Source organism: Paraburkholderia sp. JHI2823 (assembly GCF_038900695.1).
Taxonomy (GTDB): Bacteria; Pseudomonadota; Gammaproteobacteria; order Burkholderiales; family Burkholderiaceae; genus Paraburkholderia; species Paraburkholderia mimosarum.
The window spans coordinates 92,739-114,467 of sequence record NZ_JAYMRY010000003.1 but is presented as its reverse complement, the minus strand read 5'-3'; the positions used below and the strand labels follow the sequence as shown (position 1 = coordinate 114,467).

The following is a 21,729-nucleotide window of genomic DNA, read 5'->3' as shown; positions in this document are numbered from 1 at the left end:
ACCCCCAGGAGCGCCCCATGAACTACCCCTCCGCGGCCGGCTTGGGCCACGTCGTCATTACGGGAGCCGGCACCGGTATCGGTGAAGCGTGTGCGCGGCGCTTCGCCGCCCAGGGCGCACGCGTCGCGCTGGTCGGCCGCAGGCGTGCGCCGCTCGAGCGCGTCGCAGCCGAGACTGGCGGCCTCGTCCTCGAAGGCGACGCTGCGAGCGCCGCCGACTGGACGCGCATCACGGCAGAACTGGATGGCGGCATCAGCGCGTTGATCGCATGCGCAGGCGGCCTCGGCGCGGGCCGCGCGACCGAAACCGCCGACACGGCATGGGCCGCCGCGATGCGCACGAACCTCGACACCGCGTTCGTCAGCGCGCGCGCGTGCCTGCCGCAATTGATCGCGTGCCGCGGCGCGATCGTGCTGGTCGCCTCGATCGCATCGCTCGCGGCCGGCCCGGATGTGTGCGGCTACACCACGGCCAAGCATGCCCTGCTCGGCCTGACGCGCTCGCTGGCGCGCGACTATGGCCCACATGGCGTGCGCGTGAATGCCGTCTGCCCCGGCTGGGTGCGAACGCCGATGGCCGACGAGGAAATGCAGCCCCTCATCGCACGCTACGGCGATACGCTCGACGAAGCCTATGCGCGCGTCTGCGCCGATGTGCCGTTGCGGCGCGCCGCGAGCGCCGACGAAATTGCCGCCGTGTGCGCGTTCCTCGCGTCGCCTGCCGCATCGATCGTGACCGGGGCCGCGATCGTCGCGGACGGCGGCTCCTCGATCGTCGACGTGCCGACGCTCGCCTTCGGCCGCCTGTGAGTCGCCTCAGTGCGGCTTGCGGCCGCCTCGAAGCCACGTACCGTCACGCGAACGCAGCGGACGCTTCGGGCAGCGTCGCGCCGCCATCCACCACGATCGTCTGGCCCGTTACATAGGCGGCATGCTCCGACGCGAGGTAGAGCATCGCGCCAGCGATATCGCGCGGCTCGCCAAGACGCCCGAGCGGCACCGCGCGGGCAATGTGCCCGCACAACGCGGCGTCGCCGAGGTTCTCCATGGCAGGCGTGCGGATCATGCCGGGCTCGACGCCATTCACCGTGACCCCGAGCGGCGCCAGCTCGAGCGCCGCCGCGCGGATAAAGCCGTTGACGCCGGCTTTGGACGCCGCGTAGTGCGCGAGCCCCGGGTACGCCACGCGCGGCCCCGTCACCGACGACGTCACGAGCACCCGGCCGCCGCCCTGGCGCACGAACGCGGGCGTGGCGGCCTGCGTGAGCCAGAAAGCCGCGCACAGATTGACGGCCAGCGTGCGCTCGAGGATAGCGGGCGTGATGGCGTCGAACGGCGTGAGCGGAAAATACGCCGCATTGTGCACGAGCACGTCGAGCCGGCCGAAGTCGGCCTCGACGCGCCTGATCAGGTCTACGGCTTCCTCGCGCCTCGCAAGATCCACTTCATAGACGCGATACGTCGGCCCTTCTGGTTCGTCGCGAGCGCATTCGAGCGCGAGCCAGTCGCACGCGACATTCGCCTGAAGATCGGCGAGCGCGACGCTCGCGCCGCACCGCACGAACGCCAGGGCGATGCCGCGCCCGATGCCCTGCGCGCCGCCTGTCACGAGCACCGTCTTGCCTTCGAAATCGTGCGAGTACGACGTTGCGCCGGTCATGACGGATAGCGCGTCACGTTGAGCACCTGGGCATGCGCGCCGACCGGAAAGTTCGAGAGCGCATCGAAGCGGCTGCCCTGGTAGCCGAATATCTTGCCATCGGTCTTCATGCGTTCGAGATCGATCATCACCACGCCGAGCGTAGGCACGATCTTCTCGCGCCACACGAACAGGTAGAGCTGCGTGTCGATGCCGATCATATGACAGCGGTCCACGTCGGCGAGCCCTGCTTCGACGCCCGAGAGACATTGCCACGCGTAGAAGTTGTCGTTGAGATAAATGTGTTCGTAGCACTCGGTCGCGCTATAAGCGTAGAGATTACGCATGCCGATGAGTTCGCGCGTCGGGGCATGCAACGGCGCTTGCGATGCGGACGGCGTGCCTCGCGCGCCGATGCGGCCGTGACGAAGCCGCGCCTGCACGCCCGTGAGCTCCAGACCGCGTTGTACACGCGTGAAGGCGTCGATATGGGTTTCCGCTTCACTCGGCAGCGTGCCTGTTACAGCCGTGCAAAGGTGCCGGCGTATGTCGAGCACGTAGCTGGTGGCGGCCGGGCGCAGCTTGCCTTCGTCGTCGCACAGGCGCTCGTCGGCGCCGAGATAGTCGACCAGATAAATGCCGTCGCGCACCGACGTCACGCGGCACGGATGCCGTTCGCGCGGCTGCGCCGGCATCGTCGCCCCTCTGAGCGTGCGTTCGACTTCGACGCTCTGCGCGAGCGCGAAATGCAGCGTGTCAGCGCCGCCGTCGTCGAAATGCAGCGCGAAAGTGCGCCCTTCGAGATCGTTCACGGGTTGAAGAATGTGGCTCGCGGGGGCGAATCCTTCGGCAAGCGCGCCGACCTGGATGAATACGGGTTGCGACATGATGGGCTGGGCTCCTGGCTGGCTCGTCGAACGGGTGCGCCGAACCCGTTGCCCGTGGCGAAGGCGGCGCGACCCTCACTCTATGCAGATGGCCTCGTGCACGGCATCGACCAGAAGGATGACAAGCCGCGCGCCGTGGCTGCGTAACGACGTCGCAACGCCGCTGCGAAGAACCAAAAAAAACCGGTTCGCAGGCGTTGCGCACCTCATGAGCGCGCAACGCACCGCGAACCGGTCGTGCTTCAGGTAGAAAGCAATTGAAACTGCGGGACTGGCCCGCGTGAAGCGCGGAACCCGACCGGCCGATCGGGTCCGCACGCTTCGTCGCTCCGACAGGGAGCGAGCAAAGGATGCTTAGAAGCGGTGACGCAGACCCACCGTTCCGGCGACCTGGTTCTGCGTGGTCGAAGGCGACAGCGTGTTGATCATTGCGACGTTCGTGCCGAGGTTGCCGAGCTGGCCAGAAGCGTGCTGGTACACGGCGCCTGCGTAGACGTCGGTGCGCTTCGAGAGCGAGTAGTCAGCCGTCAGCGAAACGGTGTGCCACTTCGGATCGCCGCCGCCGTTCGAACCCGTGGCCTTGCCGTCCGTGTACGTGTACGACGCGTTCAGCGCGAGAGCCGGCGTGAGCGCGTACGCGCCGTTCAGCTCGAAGTTGTCGAGGCGAAGGTTCGAGCCCGTCGGGATCGAGAACGTGTTGCCGCCCTGGCCGCCGGCGATCAGGTTCTGGTACTGCGTGTGCGTCCACACGAAGCCGACCGTCGCCGGACCGTAGTTGTAGTTCACGCCTGCGCCGAACGTGCGTTGGGTTTCAGCCGAGAGGTTGAAGTTGTTGCCGTTCGATGCCGAAGTCGCGCCGTTCGTGTTGCCGCTGCGCGTGTTGTTCATCTGCAGGTAGGCAGCCGCGAAGTTCAGCGGGCCGTTGCCGTACGAGGCGCCAACGCTCCATGCGCGGTTGTTCGCGAACTGGCCGGCGTCGTTGCTGAAGCCGTACAGGCCGCCGAACTTGAAGCCCTGGTAGTTGACGCTCTGGTACTTGACCGAGTTCTTGATCGAGAACGAGTGGTCGAGGTTGTCGTTGTCGAACGGGTGAGCGGCGAGATTGTTGCCGTAGCCTTGGCCTGCTTCCGAGAACTGGCCGAGGTAGTCGACCATCGAGTCGTACTGGCGGCCGAGCGTCAGCGTACCGAACTGATTGCTTTGCAGACCGACGAACGCCTGACGGTTGAACATCGTGCCGTTCTCGGTGTACTTGCCGTTGTTGAGGTTGAAGCCGTTTTCCAACGTGAAGATCGCATGCAGGCCATTGCCGAGGTCTTCGCTGCCCTTCAGGCCGAAGTACGTGTCGCCAACGGTGCCGCTACCCTGGTTCCATGCGGCGTGGCCGCCTGCATTGTTCGCGTAGACGATACCCGCATCCAGCGCGCCGTAGAGCGTAACGCTGCTTTGTGCATGAGCCGAGGCTGCGAATGCGCCGAGGACGCCCGCGATAATCAAAGTATTCTTCATGACTTTCCTTATGACATTCAGACCGCGCTAAAGCGGCTCCGGGTATTGGAGCCACCCCCGCAATCCCGGCGGAAGTCTACGTGGCAAACAGATTAAATCGGGCCAGCAAGGGCTGTAACAGTTATTTGCGAAATCTGGAAATATCGGATTGATATGCCGTAAGTGGTTGTACGGCATGGGAAATATGGGGTAATGCGGTGATCGGCACGAATACGCTGTGTGGCAATCACGCGACGCCTGCAGGCATAGATTCGATTATTGTGTAAATCGGTTTAATTACCGGGGATTTCAAACAGTCGATCGTTTTTCGATCGATGAAACTTTTTATGTGGGCTATTGTCGAATCGCGCGCGCGAATTATTTCTTTACGCGAAATTCATTATTGCGAGTAATCGTCAAATGAACGACGCGGTATCCATACTGCGCCGAAGCATGAAGTAATTCCGATGGACTCGCTCGGGATGTGGTTGCCTGCGCGCACCGTAACCCTAATCATCGACCGGCTTTGTGGCTTGCTGATAAGCGCTTTTAGATATTCATCGGCTTCAGCACATTTCGTGTGCTGTTTTCCCTAGTCAATGATCGTCTGAAGCCGCGCAAGTGCGTCCTCGACTACTTCAACGGGCGCGCGTTCGATCTTGCGCGCGCCGCGCCCTTCCAGGTCGAGCATGCGCACCATGTTCACGAGCGCTACGCCCTGCGTCTGCGTTCCCGAACCCGCGAGTGGCACCGCGAAGCCCGCAAAGCGGGCAAATTCGTCGCCTTGGGTGATCGGGGCGACGAGCGCCAAACCCAGGGCGTTGAACGCGGCGGGAGAGAGCACGAGCGCAGGACGAAAATCGCCTTGCTGCGGTTGTTTCTACAATGGATCTACGTGCCTTGCATCCTGGCCGGCGCACGGAGTTTCCCTAACCGTGGCGGGGATACTATCAACCGCAACGCCATCCCCCTCGCGCGAACACGCGCGCGGGCGCAATCGCCCGCATCCGTTAAAATCCCCAACGCGCGCATTCACCGCGCCCGCATCACCCGCATCGACGCCACTTCTACCGAACGGCCGCGTCGCCCTCACCCCGTCCGGCGCGAGACCCCGTCATGACAAACAAAGCCACTGCAACGCCCGCCACGCCCTTCAGCGAACTGCCGCTCGCACCCGCCATGCTCGAGAACCTCACCCGGCTCGGCTACGTCGACATGACGCCGATCCAGGCGGCGAGCCTGCCCATCGCTTTCGCGGGCCACGACCTCATCGCCCAGGCGAAAACCGGCAGCGGCAAGACCGCTGCCTTCTCGCTCGCTTTGCTCTCGCGTCTCGACGCGCGCCGCCAGGACGTGCAAGCCATGATCCTCTGCCCCACGCGCGAGCTGGCCGACCAGGTCGCGCAGGAAATCCGCCGCCTCGCGCGCGCCGAGGAGAACATCAAGGTGCTCACGCTGTGCGGCGGCACGCCCATGCGCCCGCAGGCCGCGAGCCTCGAACATGGCGCCCACATCGTCGTGGGCACGCCGGGCCGCATCATGGATCATCTGGAGCGCGGCAATCTCGCGCTCGGCGCGCTCAACACGCTCGTGCTCGACGAAGCCGACCGCATGCTCGACATGGGCTTCTTCGACGACATCGCCACCGTGGCGCGCCAGTGCCCCAAGGAGCGCCAAACCCTGCTCTTTTCGGCGACCTACCCCGAGGGCATCGCGAAGCTGAGCCAGCAGTTCCTTCGCAATCCGAAGGAAGTGAAGCTCGAAGAGCACCACGACGACAGCAAGATCCGCCAGCGCTTCTACGAAGTGACGGAGGACGAGCGCCTGCACGCCGTGGGCATGCTGCTCAATCACTATCGCCCCGTGAGCACGCTCGCGTTCTGCAACACGAAGCAGCAATGCCGCGATCTGCTCGACGTGCTGCGCGCGCAGGGCTTCCACGCGCTCGCGCTGCACGGCGAGCTCGACCAGCGCGAGCGCGACCAGGTGCTGATCCAGTTCGCGAACCGCAGCTGCTCGGTGCTCGTCGCCACCGACGTGGCCGCGCGCGGCCTCGACATCGCGCAGCTCGAAGCCGTGATCAACGTGGACGTCACGCCCGACCCGGAAGTGTACGTGCACCGCATCGGCCGCACGGGCCGCGCCGATCAGGACGGCTGGGCGCTCAGCCTCGCGAGCATGGACGAGATGGGCCGCGTGGGCGGCATCGAGCAGGCGCTCAAGCGCGAAGTCGAATGGCGTCCCCTCGCGGAACTCAAGGCCGCCAGCAACGAGCCGCTGCTGCCGCCCATGGAGACGCTACAGATCCTCGGCGGCAAGAAGGACAAGATCCGCCCCGGCGACGTGCTGGGCGCGCTCACCGGCGAAGCGGGCTTCAGCGGCACGCAGATCGGCAAGATCAACGTGACCGACTTCTCGACCTACGTGGCCGTGGAGCGCAGCATCGCGCGCGACGCGCTGCGCAAGCTCAACGCGGGCAAGGTCAAGGGCAAGAAGGTCCGGGCCCGCATGATGGACGAATGAGCCGACGAAACCGCAGCGAAGCGCGCACGGCAATTGCTCAGTCTCGATGCGTGGCGCCGCCGCTCAACCGTATCAGGAATGCCATGAAACAACCGATCAGAATCGACTTCGTCTCCGACATCGCATGCCCGTGGTGTGCAATCGGCCTCTCGTCGCTCAATCTCGCGCTCGAACGTCTGAGCGAACGCGTCGACGCGCAGATCGTCGTGCATCCCTTCGAGCTCAACCCGCAGATGGGTCCGGGCGGTGAGTCCGTGCTCGACTATCTCGGCAAGAAGTACGGCCGTACGCCCGAACAGATCGAGCAGACGCACGCCATGATCCGCGAGCGCGGCGCGAGCGTCGGCTTTGAGTTCGGCCCGCGCGAGCGGATCTACAACACCTTCGACGCGCATCGCCTGCTGCACTGGGCCGGCATCGAGGGCAAGCAGGTGCCGCTCAAGCTCGCGCTGCTGCGCGCGTATCACGGCGAGGGCAAGGACACGAGCGATCACACGGTGCTCGTCGCGGCGGCGCAGTCCGTGGGGCTCGACGCGCAACAAGCGCGCGAGGTGCTGGAGAGCGGCCGGTACGCCGACGAGGTGCGCGCCGAAGAGCACGAGTACCAGGCCGCGGGCATCCAGTCGGTGCCCGGGATCATCTTCAACGAGCAGTATCTGATCAGCGGCGGCCAGCCCGTCGAAACGTTCGAGCGGGCGATCCTGCAGATCCTGGCCGGGGAAGCCAGGGCCTGAAACCGCTGAAGCCCCGCGCGGCGGGGCCTCGCGACCGCGAGAACGCCTCCTGCGCTCGCGGCTCTCGCGCCCGTTACACCGCCGATCCCGGCCGCGCCCTCCCGGGCGTGTAAACTAGCGGGTTTTTGCCCAGGTGACCCAGGTGAAAAAGTGCTAGCCCCGCAACGCCTCGCGTTGAGCGGCCCGACGCTCGTTCGCTTACTCGCCCGCTTCGGCGACGCCGAGGTGACCGAATCCCGTCAATCGATCTCGGACCATCTGAGCCAGTGGCTCGGCTGGACGGACGCGATCGCGCTTTCGACGGCGCTCAGCGCTCAGGCGCCGGGCGGCGAGCCAGCGGCGCGCGTGGGCGCCATCGCCGAGCAGAGCCAGAGCGAGCGCGTGCGCGCGGCGCTGAGAAAGGCCATTGTGGGCGAAGATGCGTCCGCGCGCCGCGACGGACGGCGCACACCGGCCGCCAGCGCCCAGGCCCAAGCCGATGTGGAACCCGATTTCGCGGATTTCCGCCAGCGCTACCTCGCCCTGCAGCAGGCCATGGAGACGGACATCGGCACGCTGCGCGTCCGTCTGCGTGCCGCGCTGGCCGCGCGCGCGCCCGCGCTCGCACGCCTCGCCACGGTGGATGCCGTGATGGAGCAGGCGCTCGGCGCCCGCGAGCGCAGCCTGCTCGCCGGGGTGCCGGCGCTGCTGGGCACGCATTTCGAGCGTCTGCGCGCGGCGGCAGCCGCGGCGCAGGTCGAATCCTCAGGAGAAAGCGCGGCGCCCCACGCCTGGCTCGCAGACTTTCGCAAGGATATGCAGAGCGTGTTGCTCGCCGAACTTGAGATCCGGTTTCAACCGGTGGAGGGGCTCCTTGCCGCCCTTCGCACCCGCTAACCCAAACGCTATGTCCCGCGCTATGTCCCGTTTTCGCATTGAACCCGTTGTCTTCGTCGTGGGCCTCGCCGCCGTTTGCTGGATCGGCGCGGGCTATCTCGTCTCGAATCCGCTAGCGAGCGCCGTCACGCTGCTGATCGGCGCGTGCTATGTCACGGGCGCGTGGGAGCTTTATCGGTTTCACCAGGCCACGGCTACGCTGGCGAAGGCCATCGCGCAACTGAGCGCGCCGCCCGCGCGCCTCGCCGGCTGGCTCGACACCCTGAGCCCCGGCCTGCGCAACCCGGTGCGCGCACGCATCGAAGGCGAGCGCGCGGCCCTGCCTGGCCCGGCGCTCGCGCCGTACCTCACGGGCCTGCTCGTGCTGCTCGGCATGCTCGGCACGCTGCTCGGCATGGTCGTCACGCTCAAGGGCACGGGCGCGGCGCTGGAGAGCGCCGCGGACCTCGATGCGATCCGCGCCTCGCTCGCCGCGCCCGTGAACGGCCTCGGCTTCGCGTTCGGCACCTCGATCGCGGGTGTGGCCACGTCCGCCATGCTCGGCCTGCTTTCGGCGCTCTGCCGCCGCGAGCGCATCGAAGCCGCGCAACAGCTCGACGTGAAGATCGCCACGACGCTGCGCGCCTTTTCGCCCGCCCACCAGCGCGACGCCTCTTTCAAGCTGCTGCAACGCCAGGCCGACGCCATGCCCGCGCTGGTCGACAAGCTGCAGGCGCTGATGACGCTGACCGAGCGCCAGAGCGCCGCGCAGCACGAGCAGCAGATCGCGAGCCAGCAGGCCTTCGCCGCCAACGCCGAGGCCGCCTGGAGCCGCCTCGCGGCCTCCGTGGGCCAGTCGCTCAAGTCGAGCGCCGCCGAAAGCGCGCGCGCCGCGGGGGCGGCGCTCCAGCCGGTCGTGGAAGCGACCATGGCGGGCCTCGCGCGCGAATCGGCGTCGATGCAAACCGCGCTCACGCAGGCCGTGCAGCGGCAAGTCGAAGGGCTCGTGAGCGGCTTCGAGGCCTCGACCGCGAACGTCGCCGAAATCTGGAACCGCGCGCTCGCCCAGCATCGCGAGACGAACGAGGCGTTCGCCGCCGGCCTGGGCGGCGCGCTCGAGCGCTTCAACGCCAGCTTCGAGCAACGGGCGGCGGGACTGCTCGAAAACGTGTCGACGCGCATCGAAAGCGCCTCGGGAACGATGTCGCAAGCGTGGCAAGCGGCGCTCGAACAACAGCAACGCGCGGGCGAAACGCTCGCTGCCGGCAACGAACAGGCGCTCGCCAGGGCCGCAGCCGCGTTCGAACAACACTCGGCTTCGCTGCTGCGCGCGGTGGACGAGTCGCATGCCGAGCTGCAAACGAAGCTCGGTGAGCGCGACGAAGCGCGGCTCGCAAGCTGGGCCGAAGCGCTCGCGACGATGGCCGCCGCACTGCGCAAGGAGTGGGAAGCGACAAGTGCGGCCACCGCGCAACGTCAGCAGGACATCTGCGCGACGCTTGCCCAAACCGCGAACGAGATCGCTGCGCAATCCCAGCAGCAATCGAGCAAGACGATCGCCGAAATCGATCGTCTGGTGGAAGCGGCCGCCGAAGCACCGAAGGCCGCCGCGAACCTGCACGCGGAAATTTCTGCGCGCGACGAGCAACGCCTCGAAGCCTGGACCGCCTCGCTTGCGACGATGTCCGCCGCGCTGCGCAAAGAGTGGGAAGAAACGAGCGCGGCGAGCGCGCAACGTCAGCAGGAAATCTGCGCGACGCTTGCTCAGACCGCAAACGACATCGCTGAGCAATCCCAGCAGCACTCGAGCAAGACGATCGCCGAAATCGATCGTCTGGTCGAAGCCGCTTCCGAAGCACCGAAGGCCGCCGCGAACCTGCACGCCGAAATCTCCGCGCGCGACGAGCAACGTCTCGAAGCCTGGACCGCCTCGCTTGCGACGATGTCCGCCGCGCTGCGCCAGGAATGGGAAGCCACGAGCGCGGCCACCGCGCAACGCCAGCAGGACATCTGCGAAACCCTGGCCCGAACCGCCAGCGACATCACCTCGCAATCGCAGGCCCATAACGCGAGCACGATCGCCGAAATCGGCAGCCTCGTGCAGGCCGCGTCCGCCGCCCCGCAGGCAGCCGCCGAAGTCATCGCCGAGCTGCGCCAGAAGCTCTCGGACAGCATGGTCCGCGACACCGCGATGCTCGACGAGCGCAACCGCCTGCTCGCCACGCTCGAAACCCTGCTCGACGCCGTGAACCGCGCCTCCACCGAGCAGCGCTCGGCGATCGACGCGCTCGTCTCCACCTCGGCGGACCTGCTCGAGCGCGTGGGCGGCCAGTTCAGCGCGAACGTCGAGGCGCAAAGCGGCAAGCTCGGCGCGATCGCCGCGCAGGTGAGCGGCAGCGCCGTGGAAGTGGCGAGCCTTGGCGACGCGTTCGGCGCGGCCGTCACCGTGTTCGGCGAATCGAACGACAAGCTCGTGGCGCATCTCGAGCGCATCGAGGCCGCGCTCGACAAGTCGCTCGCGCGCAGCGACGACCAGCTCGCCTACTACGTGGCGCAGGCGCGTGAAGTGATCGACCTGAGCATGCTGTCGCAGAAGCAGATCGTCGAGAACCTCCAGCAGCTCGCCGGCCAGCGCGCCACCGAAGGAGTGGACGCGGCATGAACGACGAAATCGACGGCGGCGCGGCCCCCGCCGCGCCGGTCTGGCCCGCGTTCGCCGACCTGATGTCGGTGCTGCTGGGCGCGTTCCTGCTGATCCTCGTGGGCGTGGTCGGCATGCAGCTCGAACTGTCGAGCCGCCTCGCCGACGAGGTCAAGCAGCGCAAGGCCGAGACGCAGCGGCGCAAGACGCTCGAAGAGGCGCTTGCGGGCCCGCTCGCCGCCGGGCGCGTGACGCTCGTGAACGGGCGCATCGGCATCAGCGGCAGCGTGCTGTTCGCGCTGAACTCGGACCAGCTGACGCCGCAGGGCCGCGATCTGCTCAAGAGCCTCGCGGGGCCGCTCGCGGCGTATTTGAAGAGCCGCGACGAGATCCTGATGGTGAGCGGTTTCGCCGACGATCAGCAGGTGCACGCGGGCAACCGCCGCTTCGCCGACAACTGGGAGCTTTCGGCCGAACGCGCGCTGACGGTCACACGCGCGTTCATCGATCAGGGCGTTCCGGCGAAGTCGGTGTTCGCGGCCGCGTTCGGCTCGGAGCAGCCGGTGAGCGCGAACACCGACGAAGCGGGCCGCGCGAAAAACCGCCGCGTCGAGATCGCGCCGGTGCCGCGGCCGACTGTCGGCGAGGGCAAGCATGGTGAATGACGCGGGCCCGCATCGAGCGCCTGCCGCGCCCGAGGCATCCGGCGCGCGCGCCCTGCTCGAAGTCTGGCGCGCGCGCGGCGCCGACCGGCTCGACCCGGTGCGCTTTCATCTGATCGAGGCGCTGGAGCGGCGCGCCGCCGCGCACGCGGGTGAAGCGCGGCGCCTCATGGACGCGCGCCTGGCGGAACTGCTCGACGCCTTCGCCGGCGACCTCGCGCGCGGGACATCGAAGACCACGCGCGTGCTGGGCGACGAGCCGGCGAGGAGCGAGCTGGGCCGCCTCGTCGATTCGCTCGCGCGCGTGGAGCCGGCGCGACCGGCGGGAAGCGCGCGGCACGAGCCGGACCCGGAGCTGGTCGAATACTTCCGCAAAACCTGGTCGCGCGTACGCACCGAAAAGCAGCTGCGCCAGTCGCTGGACCAGGTGCCGAGGAACGCGGGGCCGCTCAATTCGAGTAGCCTCGTGCATCGCGCGCTCTCGCTCATGCGCGAAGTCTCGCCGGGCTATCTTCAGCATTTCCTCGCGTATGCCGATGCGCTTTCGTGGCTCGAGCAGTGGAGTGCGAGCGTGGCGGTCGCGGCGCCGGTCAAGGAAGCGCCGCGCGCTTCATCGGCGAAGAAGGGGGCGCGGGGGAAGGGGCGCTAATCCCGGCTCCGATCCCTTTGGTGCACTTAGGCATCAGTTTTCGAGGCAACTCCCATGCGCACCACTGTCACGATCGACGACGCCCTGTACCAGCAGGCGCTCGAATTGGCCGAACCAGGCATCGACAAGGCGGGACTCATCCGGGAGGCAATCCAGACCTTCGTCCGCGTCCAGGCCGCCAAACGCCTCGCCGCACTCGGCGGCGCAGCGCCCGACATGCCGGCCATCGAGCGTCGACGTCCCGAGCCAACCGCGTAATGAGCGTATTGATCGATACGTCGGTCTGGGTCGACCATTTCCGTCACGGCAACGAGCAGCTCGTCGAGTTGATCACGAGCGACCAAGCTCTCACGCATCCACTCGTGCTCGTCGAGCTGGCCTGCGGGACACCACCCGCGCCACGGGCGCGCACGCTGCATGACATCGGGTTGCTGCAACACGCCCAACACGCAACGCCAACTGATGTCATGCAGTTCATCGAAGTCGAGCGGCTTTACGGCAAAGGCTGCGGCGGCATCGACCTTACGCTGCACGCATCGACCTTGATGACACCCGGCGCCCGCCTCTGGACTCTCGACCACCGACTGGCAGCACTCGCCGCTCAACTCGGCGCAGCTTGGCCACCTACAGCGCACTGATCGCTATCCGCCACACCCTCACCCCGCCTTGCGCCGCGCCCGCACCGCCTGCGCCAGCCCATCGAGCACGGGCGCCGTCTGCGCCCAGCTGATGCACGCATCGGTAATCGACACGCCGCGCTGAAGCGGCACGCCCGGCTTCAGATCCTGGCGGCCCTCTTCGAGATGGCTCTCGATCATCACGCCGACAATGCGCTTTTCGCCGCCTTCGAGCTGCTCGCCGATGTTGCGCGCGACGTCGATCTGCCGCTGATGCGCCTTGTTCGAGTTCGCATGCGAGCAGTCGATCATGACCTGCTCGCGCAGCCCCGCCTTCGCGAGCGACGCGCAGCACGCCGCCACCGAGGTCGCATCGTAGTTCGGCCCGCTCTTGCCGCCGCGAAGGATCACGTGGCAGTCGTCGTTGCCGCGCGTTTCGAAGATGGCGGCCATGCCCATCTTCGTCATGCCCATGAATGCGTGGCTCGCGCGCGCGGCGACGATGGCGTCGGTGGCCACCTGCACGCCGCCGTCGGTGCCGTTCTTGAAGCCGATCGGGCACGAAAGGCCCGAGGCGAGCTGACGATGGCTCTGACTCTCGGTCGTGCGCGCGCCGATCGCGCCCCACGCGACGAGGTCGGCGATGAATTGCGGACTCAGCAGATCTAGAAATTCCGTGGCCGTGGGCAGGCCCAGCGCGTTGATGTCGAGCAGCAGCTGGCGCGCCGCGCGCAAGCCCTCGTTGATGCGGAAGCTGCCGTCCAGACGCGGATCGTTGATATAGCCCTTCCAGCCCACGGTGGTGCGCGGCTTCTCGAAGTACACGCGCATGACGATCAGCAGATCGTCCTCGAGCGTGTCAGCCTTCGCCTTGAGCAGCTTCGCGTATTCGATGGCCTGATCGTGGTCGTGGATCGAACACGGGCCCACCACCACCACGAGCCGGTCGTCGCGCTGCGCGAGCACCTCGGCGATCTCGCCGCGGCTCGTCTCGACGAGCGTTTGCGTGTCCTGCGGCACGGGCAGCTCGTCGAGCAGCAGCGCGGGCGAAATGAGCGGACGCACGGCGCCGATGCGCGTGTCGTCGATGCGGGTCGTGTCCTGGGTGGCGTCGGCCACGCCGACTTCCTGGTCGTGCTGCGGATTGTCGATACGGCTCAAGATGTTCTCCAGCTACGGGCTAGATGCATGGGGGATCAAGCCACGATTATCGCATCCGGCGCGCCGGCAGCCTCCGAAACGAAACGAGGCGGCCCGAAGACCGCCTCGCGAAAGAACCCGCAACGTGCGCCGCCACGATCAGCGCGCCGCATCGCCCATCGGATAGCCCTTGCCCGCCAGCCGGCGCGCGATGCGCACCAGCGCGAACCACTGCTGGGCGAGCAGCCCTTCGCCATAGCTCACGCCCTTGCCGTGCGGCGCGGGCAACTGGTCGCGAATGCCGGTGGGTTCCTGCGCCTTGCTCCACGACGCGGTGCGGAACATCATGTCCCACCAGGGAAACAGCACGCCGAAGTTGCAGCCGTAGCGCGTGCCTTCGTGCCCGTAGCCGATCGCATGATGACGGCGGTGAAACGCCGGGCTCACGACGATCCGTTCGAGCAGCCACCCGAAATCGAGGCGCGCGTTCACGTGCTGCACGCTCTGCATGAAGTTGCTCATTGCCACGAGCACGACGAACTGCGCGGGCTGCACGCCGATGAAGAGCGAGATGCCAGCGAAAAACGCGGCCTGAAGAACATCGTCGAGGAAATGATTGCGATCGTCGCACCACATCGACATCTGCTGCTGGCTATGGTGCACGGCGTGCAGCTCCCACCACACGCCGAAGCGATGCTGCCAGCGGTGATACCAGTAGCCCGCGAAGTCGAGCACGACGAGATAGATCAGGAACGACACCAGCGGCTTGTCGGTCACGCCGGGCCACAGACTGTCCACTTCGATGTTCGGGACGCTGTAGATCGCCATCAGGCTCTGCCAGTGATTGAACAACGGCGTCAACAGAAAGAAGAACGCGATGTTCAGGATGCCTAGCTTGGCGATCCACGTGTACCAGACGTCGGCGCGCAGCGCCTTGCGGTCGCGCCATTGCTCCGCGGGTCGCAACGCTTCGAGCGGGCGCAGCAGCAGATACGACGCGCAAACCTGCAGCACGCCCACGATCACCCAGTACAGCGCGTCGTAGGTGTCCTCGTCGTAGCCCATCAGGCCGATCTTGTAGAAGGCCGGCTGCACCACGTCCACGTAGACGAGCGTCTGCAGCCACGACACGAGGTTGTCGGCCTGCGAAATCAGCGTATCGATCATTCGGACCCCTGCATCAATCCGCGTTGGGCGCGTAGACGGGCGCGCGGTTCGCGAAATAGATGCCGTGCGGCGAACGGCCCACCGCAATGGTGTCGATCAGCTGGCGCGTGTTCAGGTCGATGATCCCCACGTGTCTCGCGAAGCGGAACGTCACCCACAGGTAGCGCTTGTCGGCGGACAGCTCCATGTCGTCGGGGCCGGGACGCAGGCCCGTGATGTCGCCGACCTTCGTGAGCGTGGTGTAGTCGAGAATGCTGATCGTGCTTTCCACGCGGTTCGAGACGGCCACATGCGTGCCGTCGTCGAGATTGCGGAAGTTATGCGCGCCACGGCCGGTCTGGATCCTTTTCACGACCGTGCGGTTGTGCCAGTCCACCACGGCCACGTCGTCCTCGCCCGTCATGCCGACCAGCAGGTACTTGTCGCCGGGCGTCATCCACAGGCCCGCGGGCGTGCTGCCCACGGGCAGCTTCCAGAGCACCGTTTGCGTCGGCAGATCGATGGCGGCCACTTCGCCCGTGTCCTGCAGCGTCACGAACGCGGTCTTGCTGTCCGAGGCGAAGGTGATGTGGCTCGGCGTTTTCCCGAGCGCGATGCGTTTCGCGAGCGTGAGGTTCTTGCCGTCGTAGCGGTATACGTCCACGCGGTCGAGGCGCAGGCCCGCGGTCACGAACCATTTGTGGTCGGGCGAAAAGCCGAGCTGGTACGGATCTTCGATGCCCTCCAGGCGGCTTTGCACCTGCCCCGTATGCGGGTCGAGGAACAGCAGGTCGTTCGACACCGAATCCGCGACGATCAGCGACTTGCCGTCGGGCGTGATCATCAGGTGATGCGGCTCCTTGCCGGTGGGCTCGGTGCCGACCACGGTGCGGCTTGCCTCGTCGATGAGCGAGAGCCTGGCCTCGCCCGAATCGAGCACGATGACCTTGTCGTCGGCGTGGGCGAGCGCGCCCCATGCAAGGCCGCCGATGAGGCCGCAATTCAGCAGCGCAGTCGCGAGCGTTTTTTTTATGCGCACCGGTGTAAGCGAAAAGATCGGGAATTGAGGCATTTCGTAAGGGAGAAACTGCAGCGAAGGCGCGCGGCGCCGGTTTGTGCTGAGATACCGCTAAGGCAGGCGCGCGGATTGCCTGCTTAACGTGTGAGGCCCCGATTCCGATGACGCCTGTGCAACGCATTTGCAGCCACGCGATGCGACGGTTACGGCGATGGGCTGCGCGTACAGACCCTAACTCTCGCGAGAAGTTGCATGGACCATCGCGCCCGCGAAGACCGCGCAGATAGCGCGGACACCGCCGTGCGCGCCCCCGACGGCCTGACCCGCAGCACGGCCGCCGCAGTGCGCGAAGCGCTCGAAGGACGCCGCCGCGGCGTCGCCCTTCTGCTGCCGCTCGCGGGTCCGGCCGTGGTCGTCTCCGTCGCCTATATCGACCCCGGCAATTTCGCGACCAACATCCAGGCCGGCGCGCGCTACGGCTATGCGCTGCTGTGGGTGGTACTGCTCGCCAATGTGATCGCCATGCTTTTCCAGGGGCTCTCGGCGAAGCTCGGCATCGCCACGGGCCGCAATCTCGCCGAACTGTGCCGCGACACGCTGCCCGCGCCGCTCGTGTGGCTCATGTGGATCGTGAGCGAAATCGCGGCCATGGCCACCGATCTCGCCGAATTTCTCGGCGGCGCGATCGGCCTCGCGCTGCTCTTTCATCTGCCGCTGCTGGCGGGCATGGCCGTCACCGCTGTCGTGACCTATGCGCTGCTGTTTCTGGAGCGCGCGGGCTTCCGGCCGCTCGAACTCGTGATCGGCGCGCTCGTGGGTGTGATCGGCATCTGCTATGTGCTCGAACTTTTCATCGCGCCCGTCGAGTGGCCGACTCTCCTCCGCCAGCTCGCCACGCCGCGCCTGCCCGATGCGCAAGCCGTGACGATCGCGGTGGGCATCATCGGCGCAACGGTGATGCCGCATGCACTCTTCCTGCACTCCGGGCTCACCCAGGCGCGCGTGCTCGCGCGCGACGACACCGAGCGCGCGCGCCTCGTGAAGTTTTCTAACGTCGAAGTCGTGGTCGCGCTTTCGGTGGCCGGCCTCATCAACATGGCGATGGTGGTCATGGCCTCGGGCGCCTTCCACCAGGGCTATGCCGATGTCGCCGAAATCGGGACCGCCTACCGCACGCTCGCCCCGCTGCTGGGCGCGGCCGCCGCGAGCATCTTCCTCGTCTCGCTGATCGCCTCGGGCATTTCCAGCTCCGTGGTCGGCACGCTCGCCGGGCAAATGATCATGCAGGGCTTCGTGAACTTCCGCATTCCGCTATGGCTGCGCCGCGTGGTGACGATGGTGCCGAGCTTCGTCGTCGTGGCGCTCGGCGTGAACGCGACCGAGGCGCTCGTGATGAGCCAGGTCGTGCTGAGCCTCGCGCTGCCGTTCCCGATGGCCGCGCTCGTCTGGCTCACGTGCCGCGCCGACATCATGGGGCCGCATCGCAATCGCGCGCTCACGGCGATTGGCGCCGCTGCGGGCGCGCTCGTCGTGCTCGTGCTCAACGTTGCGCTGCTGCTGGTGACCTTCGGCGGGGCGCTGCCTGGACTCGGGTGACGCGCGCGTAAAAAAGCCGGATGCCCGCGCGATCGTCAAAATGAACGGCCGGTCGGTTTATCGATGTGAGCGTGCCGCGCAACGGCCCCTTCGCGCCACGCGTGCAAACTCGGGCGAAACCATGCACCATTAGCGTTTTCGCCGCGCCCCGTTCTCGTGACGGGCGCGGCTTTTGCAACCGCGCGCGAGCGTCCCCGCCCGAAAGCCGCATGGATGAGCCCAAAGTGAGCCCTGAGCGAATCCAGAGCGAGCCCAAAGCGCAGACCCGAGCGCGCGCCACCTCCGACCTGCCATGACGAATCAGCCTGCCCAAGCCTTGCCCGAACAGCCCGTCGACATGATCATTTTCGGCGGCGGAGGCGACCTGGCCGCGCGCAAACTGCTGCCCGCGCTCTACATGGCGCACCTGCACGGCAACCTGCCGCCCGAAACGCGCATCATCGCCGTGGGCCGCAAGAACTGGACGATCGACGACTACCGCAGCTTCATGGACGAGCAGTCGCGTCCGTTCATCGATGCCAAAGCGTTCGACGCGCAGGCGTGGGACCGCTATCTGAACCTGTTCCAGTACGTGATCATCGACGTGAACGCGCCCGCCGACTACGCGAACCTGAAGGCGGCGTCGCGCGAGCATGCGCTGCGCGTGTTCTATCTCTCGACGTCGCCCGAACTCTTCACGACGATTTGCGACAACCTCACGACGGGCGGCCTCGTCGACGGCAGCTCGCGTGTGGTGCTCGAAAAACCGCTCGGCCACGATCTCGCCTCGGCGCAGCAGATCAACGAGTCGGTGGGCCGGCATTTCGCCGAGTCGCAGATCTACCGGATCGACCACTATCTGGGCAAGGAAACGGTGCAGAACCTGATGGTGCTGCGCTTCGGCAACCCGATCTTCGGGCCGCTCTGGCAGGCGCCGTACATCCGCAGCGTGCAGATCACGGTGGCGGAAACGGTGGGCGTGGGCAGCCGCGCGGGCTTCTACGATCACACGGGTGCGCTGCGCGACATGGTGCAGAACCACCTGCTGCAACTGCTGTGCATCGTGGCAATGGAGCCGCCCGTTTCGCTCGACCCGGACGCCGTGCGCGACGAAAAGCTCAAGGTGCTGCGCTCGCTGCGCCCGATGTCGCTCGCCGATATCGCGCGGGACACCGTGCGCGGCCAATACGCGGCGGGCGCCGTGGACGGCCAGCCGGTGAAGGGCTACCTGGAAGAAGACAACGTGCCGGCCGACAGCAAGGCCGAAACGTTCGTGGCGCTGCGCGCGCACATCAACAACTGGCGCTGGGCCAACGTGCCGTTCTTCCTGCGCACCGGCAAGCGCCTGCAGAAGCGCCAGTCGGAGATCGTGATCGAATTCGCGGACCTGCCGTTCTCGATCTTCCCGAGCGGTCCGCGCAATTACGGCAATCGTCTCGTGATCCAGCTTCAGCCCGAAGAATCGATCCAGTTGCAGATGCTCGCGAAGGAACCGGGCAGCGGCATGAACATGCTGCCGGTGAGCCTGAACCTCGATCTCCAGCAGGCCATTCCCGAGCGCCGCGCGGAAGCCTACGAGCGCTTGCTGATCGACGTGATTCGCGGGCGCCTCACGCACTTCATGCGCCGCGACGAACTGGAAGCCGCATGGAAGTGGGTCGAGCCGATTCTGCACGGCTGGAAGGAACTGAACGACCGCCCGCGCACTTACACGTCGGGCACGTTCGGGCCGGCGGCATCGTCGGCGCTGCTCGCGCGCGAGAACCTCTCGTGGGCCGAGGAAATGTAATGTGAGACACGGCGGGCGCCGCGCGGCGGCCGCCGGCTTTTATTGCTGATCGCCGGAATCGGGACGAAAAAGATCGAAGCCCGCAAACACGATTACACCGCTCAGCGCCATCAACGGCACCGAGTGACGGCCGAGAAAAAGAACGGCGGCCGCGAGCCACGTCGAAATACAAAAAGCGCCGATGCGCCGCATGATGCAACTCCGTATTTTTTGATGCCACTTTGATGCCGCTTTGATGCCCTTCTTGTAGCCTGCCGGGCTTCGCGCGTGCCGTGCGGATTCAGCCCAATGTGGCGCGCGCCGTGCGCAGGCGCGACACCGTATCGACAAACGCTTCGCCACCCAGCGTGCGCTTCATGCGGCTCGTGACCGTCGCGCTCGCGGCGTTGAGCGCCTCGCCAATCGCAAGGGCCTGTGCCGTGGGCACGATCGCCACTTCGCGTCCGTCGCCCTCCGTGCGCTGGCGCTCCACATAGCCGCGCGCCTCCAGACCGTCGAGCACGCGCGTGGCCGTGGGCCGGGCGATGGAAAGCAACTCGGCCAGTTCGCGCTGGAGCGAACCGGGCCGCTCCAGCACCGCGCGCAGCATGAAACCCTGCGGCGGCGTAAGCTCGAAGCGCTCGAAGGCCTCCGCCCATTCGCGCTCCAGGCGCCGCGCGAGCGCCGTGGTGTTGAAGTAAAGGCAATGATCGAACATGTGCGTAGCATATCCGGATATCGTTAGCTATGCAACGATCAGCATGTGTTGCGTCTACCCTCGGACGAATCGAGCACCCTGCAAGGGAAATAGCGTTTGCACCGCATCCGTTATGATGCGAAGCAATCGTCATCGCCTGGCCGTCGAACACCACAATCACGGAGACATCGATGCAAATGCGCTGCTACTGCGTTATCCATCACGGCAAGCCACTGGAACTGATCGAGCGCGAGGTGCCCCAGCCAAAGGGCACCGAGGTGCTGCTGCGCGTGAAGGCCGCGGGCCTGTGCCATTCCGACCTGCACATCTGGGAGGGCTACTACGATCTGGGCGGCGGCAAGAAACTCTCGCTCGCCGATCGCGGCATCAAGCTGCCGCTCACGCCGAGCCATGAAATCTGCGGCGAGGTCGTGGCGCTCGGGCCCGATGCGCAAGCCGCTACAGAAGCACTCCCAGCGGGGACGTCCGCAGTCGTGCATCCGTGGATCGGCTGCGGCGAATGCGCGGCCTGCAAGCGCGGCGAAGAGAACATCTGCGCGAAGCCGCAGTCGCTCGGCGTGCTGCGCGACGGCGGTTTCGCCGACTACGTGATCGTGCCGCATCCGCGCTATCTCGTGGATCTCGCCGGCCTCGATCCCGTGAAGGCCGCACCGCTCGCCTGCGCGGGCGTGACGACGTATTCGGCCGTGAAGAAGTTTGGCGAGCGCATACACGAAGGCCCCGTGGTCGTGATCGGCGCGGGCGGTCTTGGCATGATGGCGCTCGAAGTGCTCAAGGCGCTGGGCGCGCAGGGCGCGGTCGTCGTGGACGTGGACCCCGCCAAGCGCGAAGCGGCGCTCGCCGCCGGCGCGCTAGCCGCCATCGACGCGCGAGCGAGCGACGCGCTACAGCAGGTCATCGCCGCGACGGGCGGCGGCGCGCGCGCGGTGCTCGACCTCGTGGGCGCGACGCCTACGGTCAGGCTCGCGCTCGATTCCTGCGCGCGCGGCGGCCATGTCGTGATCGTCGGGCTGATGGGCGGGGATCTCACGCTCTCGCTACCCATCATCCCGATGCGGCCGCTGAAGATCGAAGGCAGCTATGTGGGCACGCTGCCCGAGTTGCGCGAACTCGTGACGCTCACGCGCGAAGGCAGGATGCAGCCTTCGCCGGTCTCGGCGCGGCCGCTCACGGAAATCAACGACGCGTTCGAGGCGCTCGCACAAGGCAAGGTGGTCGGGCGGCAAGTTCTCGTGCCGTGAGCACGCGGCATGGCATTGCGCGCGGGCGCTCGCCGCACGCGATGCCATGTCATCCGGATGCCGAATCAATTCACCGGTTGAGTCGCCTCCCGTTCCCACGCATATCGCGCCTGCGGGCGCCGGGGCCCGGATTCTCGTGTCGCGCGAGTGTCGGCGTGAGCGCGTGGCGGCTCTTGCTCGCGCGGGTTTCCGGCAGTTCGGGAACGTGGCCGCCGAGCGCGCGGCGCCAGCGAGAAATCGGCACATCCGGTCTGCCCGTGCGTGCCGAACAATGTCCCTTACGGTCTCCCCACTGCGCCGCGCCATTTCGCAAGCGTTCTGCAAGCCTTGGCCAGCCAACCCGGCTCATTGCGCGCTCATTGCTCGAATAAGGGCAACGTATGCGCCCAGTTCGCGCCGTTGCCTGAAGCGCAGCTGTCGTAACCTCGA

At 66.7% G+C, this 21,729-nt stretch carries 20 protein-coding genes and 1 pseudogene; 12 read left to right on the top strand and 9 right to left on the bottom strand.

Translation table 11 applies throughout. From position 1 onward, the window contains the following. Positions 1-17: 17 nt before the first annotated feature. Positions 18-809: an SDR family oxidoreductase gene (locus tag VSR34_RS04925; protein ID WP_342962006.1), complete on the top strand. Its 792-nt coding sequence runs from the start codon at positions 18-20 to the stop codon at positions 807-809. Positions 810-852: 43 nt separating this feature from the next. Here the strand turns inward: VSR34_RS04925 and VSR34_RS04920 are convergent, their stop codons facing one another. From VSR34_RS04920 to VSR34_RS04905, 4 genes and pseudogenes are all read right to left on the bottom strand, one after another. After that, positions 853-1,659 (bottom strand): SDR family oxidoreductase, encoded by an 807-nt coding sequence (locus VSR34_RS04920; protein WP_342962005.1) that lies wholly within the window; start codon positions 1,657-1,659, stop codon positions 853-855. Continuing rightward, on the bottom strand, positions 1,656-2,528 hold the full coding sequence (locus VSR34_RS04915) for a MoaF C-terminal domain-containing protein (RefSeq protein WP_342962112.1): 873 nt from the start codon (positions 2,526-2,528) through the stop codon (positions 1,656-1,658). Before VSR34_RS04915 ends, VSR34_RS04920 begins: the two co-directional genes overlap by 4 nt. Positions 2,529-2,879: 351 nt before the next feature. Continuing rightward, a complete protein-coding gene (locus tag VSR34_RS04910) occupies positions 2,880-4,034 on the bottom strand; it encodes a porin (protein ID WP_028210341.1) in 1,155 nt (384 codons plus the stop codon). 571 nt (positions 4,035-4,605) lie between these two features. Then, positions 4,606-4,884, bottom strand: a pseudogene (locus VSR34_RS04905) (type II toxin-antitoxin system ChpB family toxin); the annotation flags it as partial. A 245-nt stretch (positions 4,885-5,129) separates the two neighbouring features. Between VSR34_RS04905 and dbpA the strand changes: the two are divergent. The 8 genes from dbpA (at position 5,130) to VSR34_RS04865 (ending at position 12,715) form a co-directional block, all read left to right on the top strand. Beyond that, entirely contained in the window at positions 5,130-6,536 is a 1,407-nt protein-coding gene (gene dbpA / locus VSR34_RS04900; protein WP_028210342.1) for an ATP-dependent RNA helicase DbpA, read from the top strand. An 83-nt stretch (positions 6,537-6,619) separates the two neighbouring features. Next, the gene (locus tag VSR34_RS04895; protein ID WP_028210343.1) at positions 6,620-7,270 is read left to right on the top strand and encodes a DsbA family oxidoreductase; all 651 of its coding nucleotides are present in this window, start codon (positions 6,620-6,622) and stop codon (positions 7,268-7,270) included. Between the two features lie 150 nt (positions 7,271-7,420). Continuing rightward, positions 7,421-8,146 carry a DUF3348 domain-containing protein gene (locus VSR34_RS04890; RefSeq protein WP_028210344.1) on the top strand — a complete coding sequence of 242 codons (726 nt, stop codon included), beginning with the start codon at positions 7,421-7,423 and terminating at the stop codon, positions 8,144-8,146. 22 nt (positions 8,147-8,168) lie between these two features. Next, the gene (locus VSR34_RS04885; RefSeq protein ID WP_342962004.1) at positions 8,169-10,787 is read left to right on the top strand and encodes a DUF802 domain-containing protein; all 2,619 of its coding nucleotides are present in this window, start codon (positions 8,169-8,171) and stop codon (positions 10,785-10,787) included. Then, positions 10,784-11,431: an OmpA family protein gene (locus tag VSR34_RS04880; protein WP_028210346.1), complete on the top strand. Its 648-nt coding sequence runs from the start codon at positions 10,784-10,786 to the stop codon at positions 11,429-11,431. The genes VSR34_RS04885 and VSR34_RS04880 overlap by 4 nt, the downstream gene beginning before the upstream one ends. Beyond that, positions 11,421-12,077, top strand: a complete 657-nt coding sequence (locus VSR34_RS04875; RefSeq protein WP_342962003.1) for a DUF2894 domain-containing protein — start codon at positions 11,421-11,423, stop codon at positions 12,075-12,077. Before VSR34_RS04880 ends, VSR34_RS04875 begins: the two co-directional genes overlap by 11 nt. A 54-nt stretch (positions 12,078-12,131) precedes the next feature. After that, a complete protein-coding gene (locus VSR34_RS04870) occupies positions 12,132-12,335 on the top strand; it encodes a type II toxin-antitoxin system VapB family antitoxin (RefSeq protein WP_342962002.1) in 204 nt (67 codons plus the stop codon). Next, the gene (locus tag VSR34_RS04865) at positions 12,335-12,715 is read left to right on the top strand and encodes a PIN domain-containing protein (protein ID WP_342962001.1); all 381 of its coding nucleotides are present in this window, start codon (positions 12,335-12,337) and stop codon (positions 12,713-12,715) included. Before VSR34_RS04870 ends, VSR34_RS04865 begins: the two co-directional genes overlap by 1 nt. A gap of 18 nt (positions 12,716-12,733) precedes the next feature. Here VSR34_RS04865 and VSR34_RS04860 read toward each other — a convergent pair whose 3' ends face one another. From VSR34_RS04860 to VSR34_RS04850, 3 genes are all read right to left on the bottom strand, one after another. Next, positions 12,734-13,855: a 3-deoxy-7-phosphoheptulonate synthase gene (locus VSR34_RS04860; protein WP_342962000.1), complete on the bottom strand. Its 1,122-nt coding sequence runs from the start codon at positions 13,853-13,855 to the stop codon at positions 12,734-12,736. 138 nt (positions 13,856-13,993) lie between these two features. Next, positions 13,994-15,001, bottom strand: a complete 1,008-nt coding sequence (locus VSR34_RS04855; RefSeq protein ID WP_028210349.1) for a sterol desaturase family protein — start codon at positions 14,999-15,001, stop codon at positions 13,994-13,996. A gap of 13 nt (positions 15,002-15,014) precedes the next feature. Then, complete coding sequence (locus VSR34_RS04850) at positions 15,015-15,986, bottom strand: beta-propeller fold lactonase family protein (protein WP_342962111.1); 972 nt, start codon at positions 15,984-15,986, stop codon at positions 15,015-15,017. Positions 15,987-16,250: 264 nt separating this feature from the next. Between VSR34_RS04850 and VSR34_RS04845 the strand changes: the two genes are divergently transcribed. Then, on the top strand, positions 16,251-17,594 hold the full coding sequence (locus VSR34_RS04845) for an Nramp family divalent metal transporter (protein ID WP_342961999.1): 1,344 nt from the start codon (positions 16,251-16,253) through the stop codon (positions 17,592-17,594). A gap of 292 nt (positions 17,595-17,886) precedes the next feature. Beyond that, complete coding sequence (gene zwf, locus VSR34_RS04840) at positions 17,887-19,362, top strand: glucose-6-phosphate dehydrogenase (protein WP_028210352.1); 1,476 nt, start codon at positions 17,887-17,889, stop codon at positions 19,360-19,362. A 39-nt stretch (positions 19,363-19,401) separates the two neighbouring features. Here zwf and VSR34_RS04835 read toward each other — a convergent pair whose 3' ends face one another. Beyond that, the gene (locus VSR34_RS04835) at positions 19,402-19,554 is read right to left on the bottom strand and encodes a hypothetical protein (protein WP_028210353.1); all 153 of its coding nucleotides are present in this window, start codon (positions 19,552-19,554) and stop codon (positions 19,402-19,404) included. A gap of 88 nt (positions 19,555-19,642) precedes the next feature. After that, positions 19,643-20,059 carry a MarR family transcriptional regulator gene (locus VSR34_RS04830; RefSeq protein ID WP_342961998.1) on the bottom strand — a complete coding sequence of 139 codons (417 nt, stop codon included), beginning with the start codon at positions 20,057-20,059 and terminating at the stop codon, positions 19,643-19,645. Positions 20,060-20,235: 176 nt separating this feature from the next. Between VSR34_RS04830 and VSR34_RS04825 the strand changes: the two genes are divergently transcribed. Beyond that, positions 20,236-21,300 carry an alcohol dehydrogenase gene (locus tag VSR34_RS04825; RefSeq protein ID WP_342962110.1) on the top strand — a complete coding sequence of 355 codons (1,065 nt, stop codon included), beginning with the start codon at positions 20,236-20,238 and terminating at the stop codon, positions 21,298-21,300. Positions 21,301-21,729 lie beyond the last annotated feature (429 nt).

Bases quoted from the DNA above. Each gene is read 5' to 3' on its own strand.
- VSR34_RS04925 (WP_342962006.1), top strand. From the start codon at position 18: ATGAACTACCCCTCCGCGGCCGGCTTGGGCCACGTCGTCATTACGGGA.
- VSR34_RS04920 (WP_342962005.1), bottom strand. From the start codon at position 1,659: ATGACCGGCGCAACGTCGTACTCGCACGATTTCGAAGGCAAGACGGTG.
- VSR34_RS04910 (WP_028210341.1), bottom strand. From the start codon at position 4,034: ATGAAGAATACTTTGATTATCGCGGGCGTCCTCGGCGCATTCGCAGCC.
- dbpA (WP_028210342.1), top strand. From the start codon at position 5,130: ATGACAAACAAAGCCACTGCAACGCCCGCCACGCCCTTCAGCGAACTG.
- VSR34_RS04895 (WP_028210343.1), top strand. From the start codon at position 6,620: ATGAAACAACCGATCAGAATCGACTTCGTCTCCGACATCGCATGCCCG.
- VSR34_RS04885 (WP_342962004.1), top strand. From the start codon at position 8,169: ATGTCCCGTTTTCGCATTGAACCCGTTGTCTTCGTCGTGGGCCTCGCC.
- VSR34_RS04880 (WP_028210346.1), top strand. From the start codon at position 10,784: ATGAACGACGAAATCGACGGCGGCGCGGCCCCCGCCGCGCCGGTCTGG.
- VSR34_RS04875 (WP_342962003.1), top strand. From the start codon at position 11,421: ATGGTGAATGACGCGGGCCCGCATCGAGCGCCTGCCGCGCCCGAGGCA.
- VSR34_RS04870 (WP_342962002.1), top strand. From the start codon at position 12,132: ATGCGCACCACTGTCACGATCGACGACGCCCTGTACCAGCAGGCGCTC.
- VSR34_RS04865 (WP_342962001.1), top strand. From the start codon at position 12,335: ATGAGCGTATTGATCGATACGTCGGTCTGGGTCGACCATTTCCGTCAC.
- VSR34_RS04855 (WP_028210349.1), bottom strand. From the start codon at position 15,001: ATGATCGATACGCTGATTTCGCAGGCCGACAACCTCGTGTCGTGGCTG.
- VSR34_RS04845 (WP_342961999.1), top strand. From the start codon at position 16,251: ATGGACCATCGCGCCCGCGAAGACCGCGCAGATAGCGCGGACACCGCC.
- zwf (WP_028210352.1), top strand. From the start codon at position 17,887: ATGACGAATCAGCCTGCCCAAGCCTTGCCCGAACAGCCCGTCGACATG.
- VSR34_RS04835 (WP_028210353.1), bottom strand. From the start codon at position 19,554: ATGCGGCGCATCGGCGCTTTTTGTATTTCGACGTGGCTCGCGGCCGCC.
- VSR34_RS04830 (WP_342961998.1), bottom strand. From the start codon at position 20,059: ATGTTCGATCATTGCCTTTACTTCAACACCACGGCGCTCGCGCGGCGC.
- VSR34_RS04825 (WP_342962110.1), top strand. From the start codon at position 20,236: ATGCGCTGCTACTGCGTTATCCATCACGGCAAGCCACTGGAACTGATC.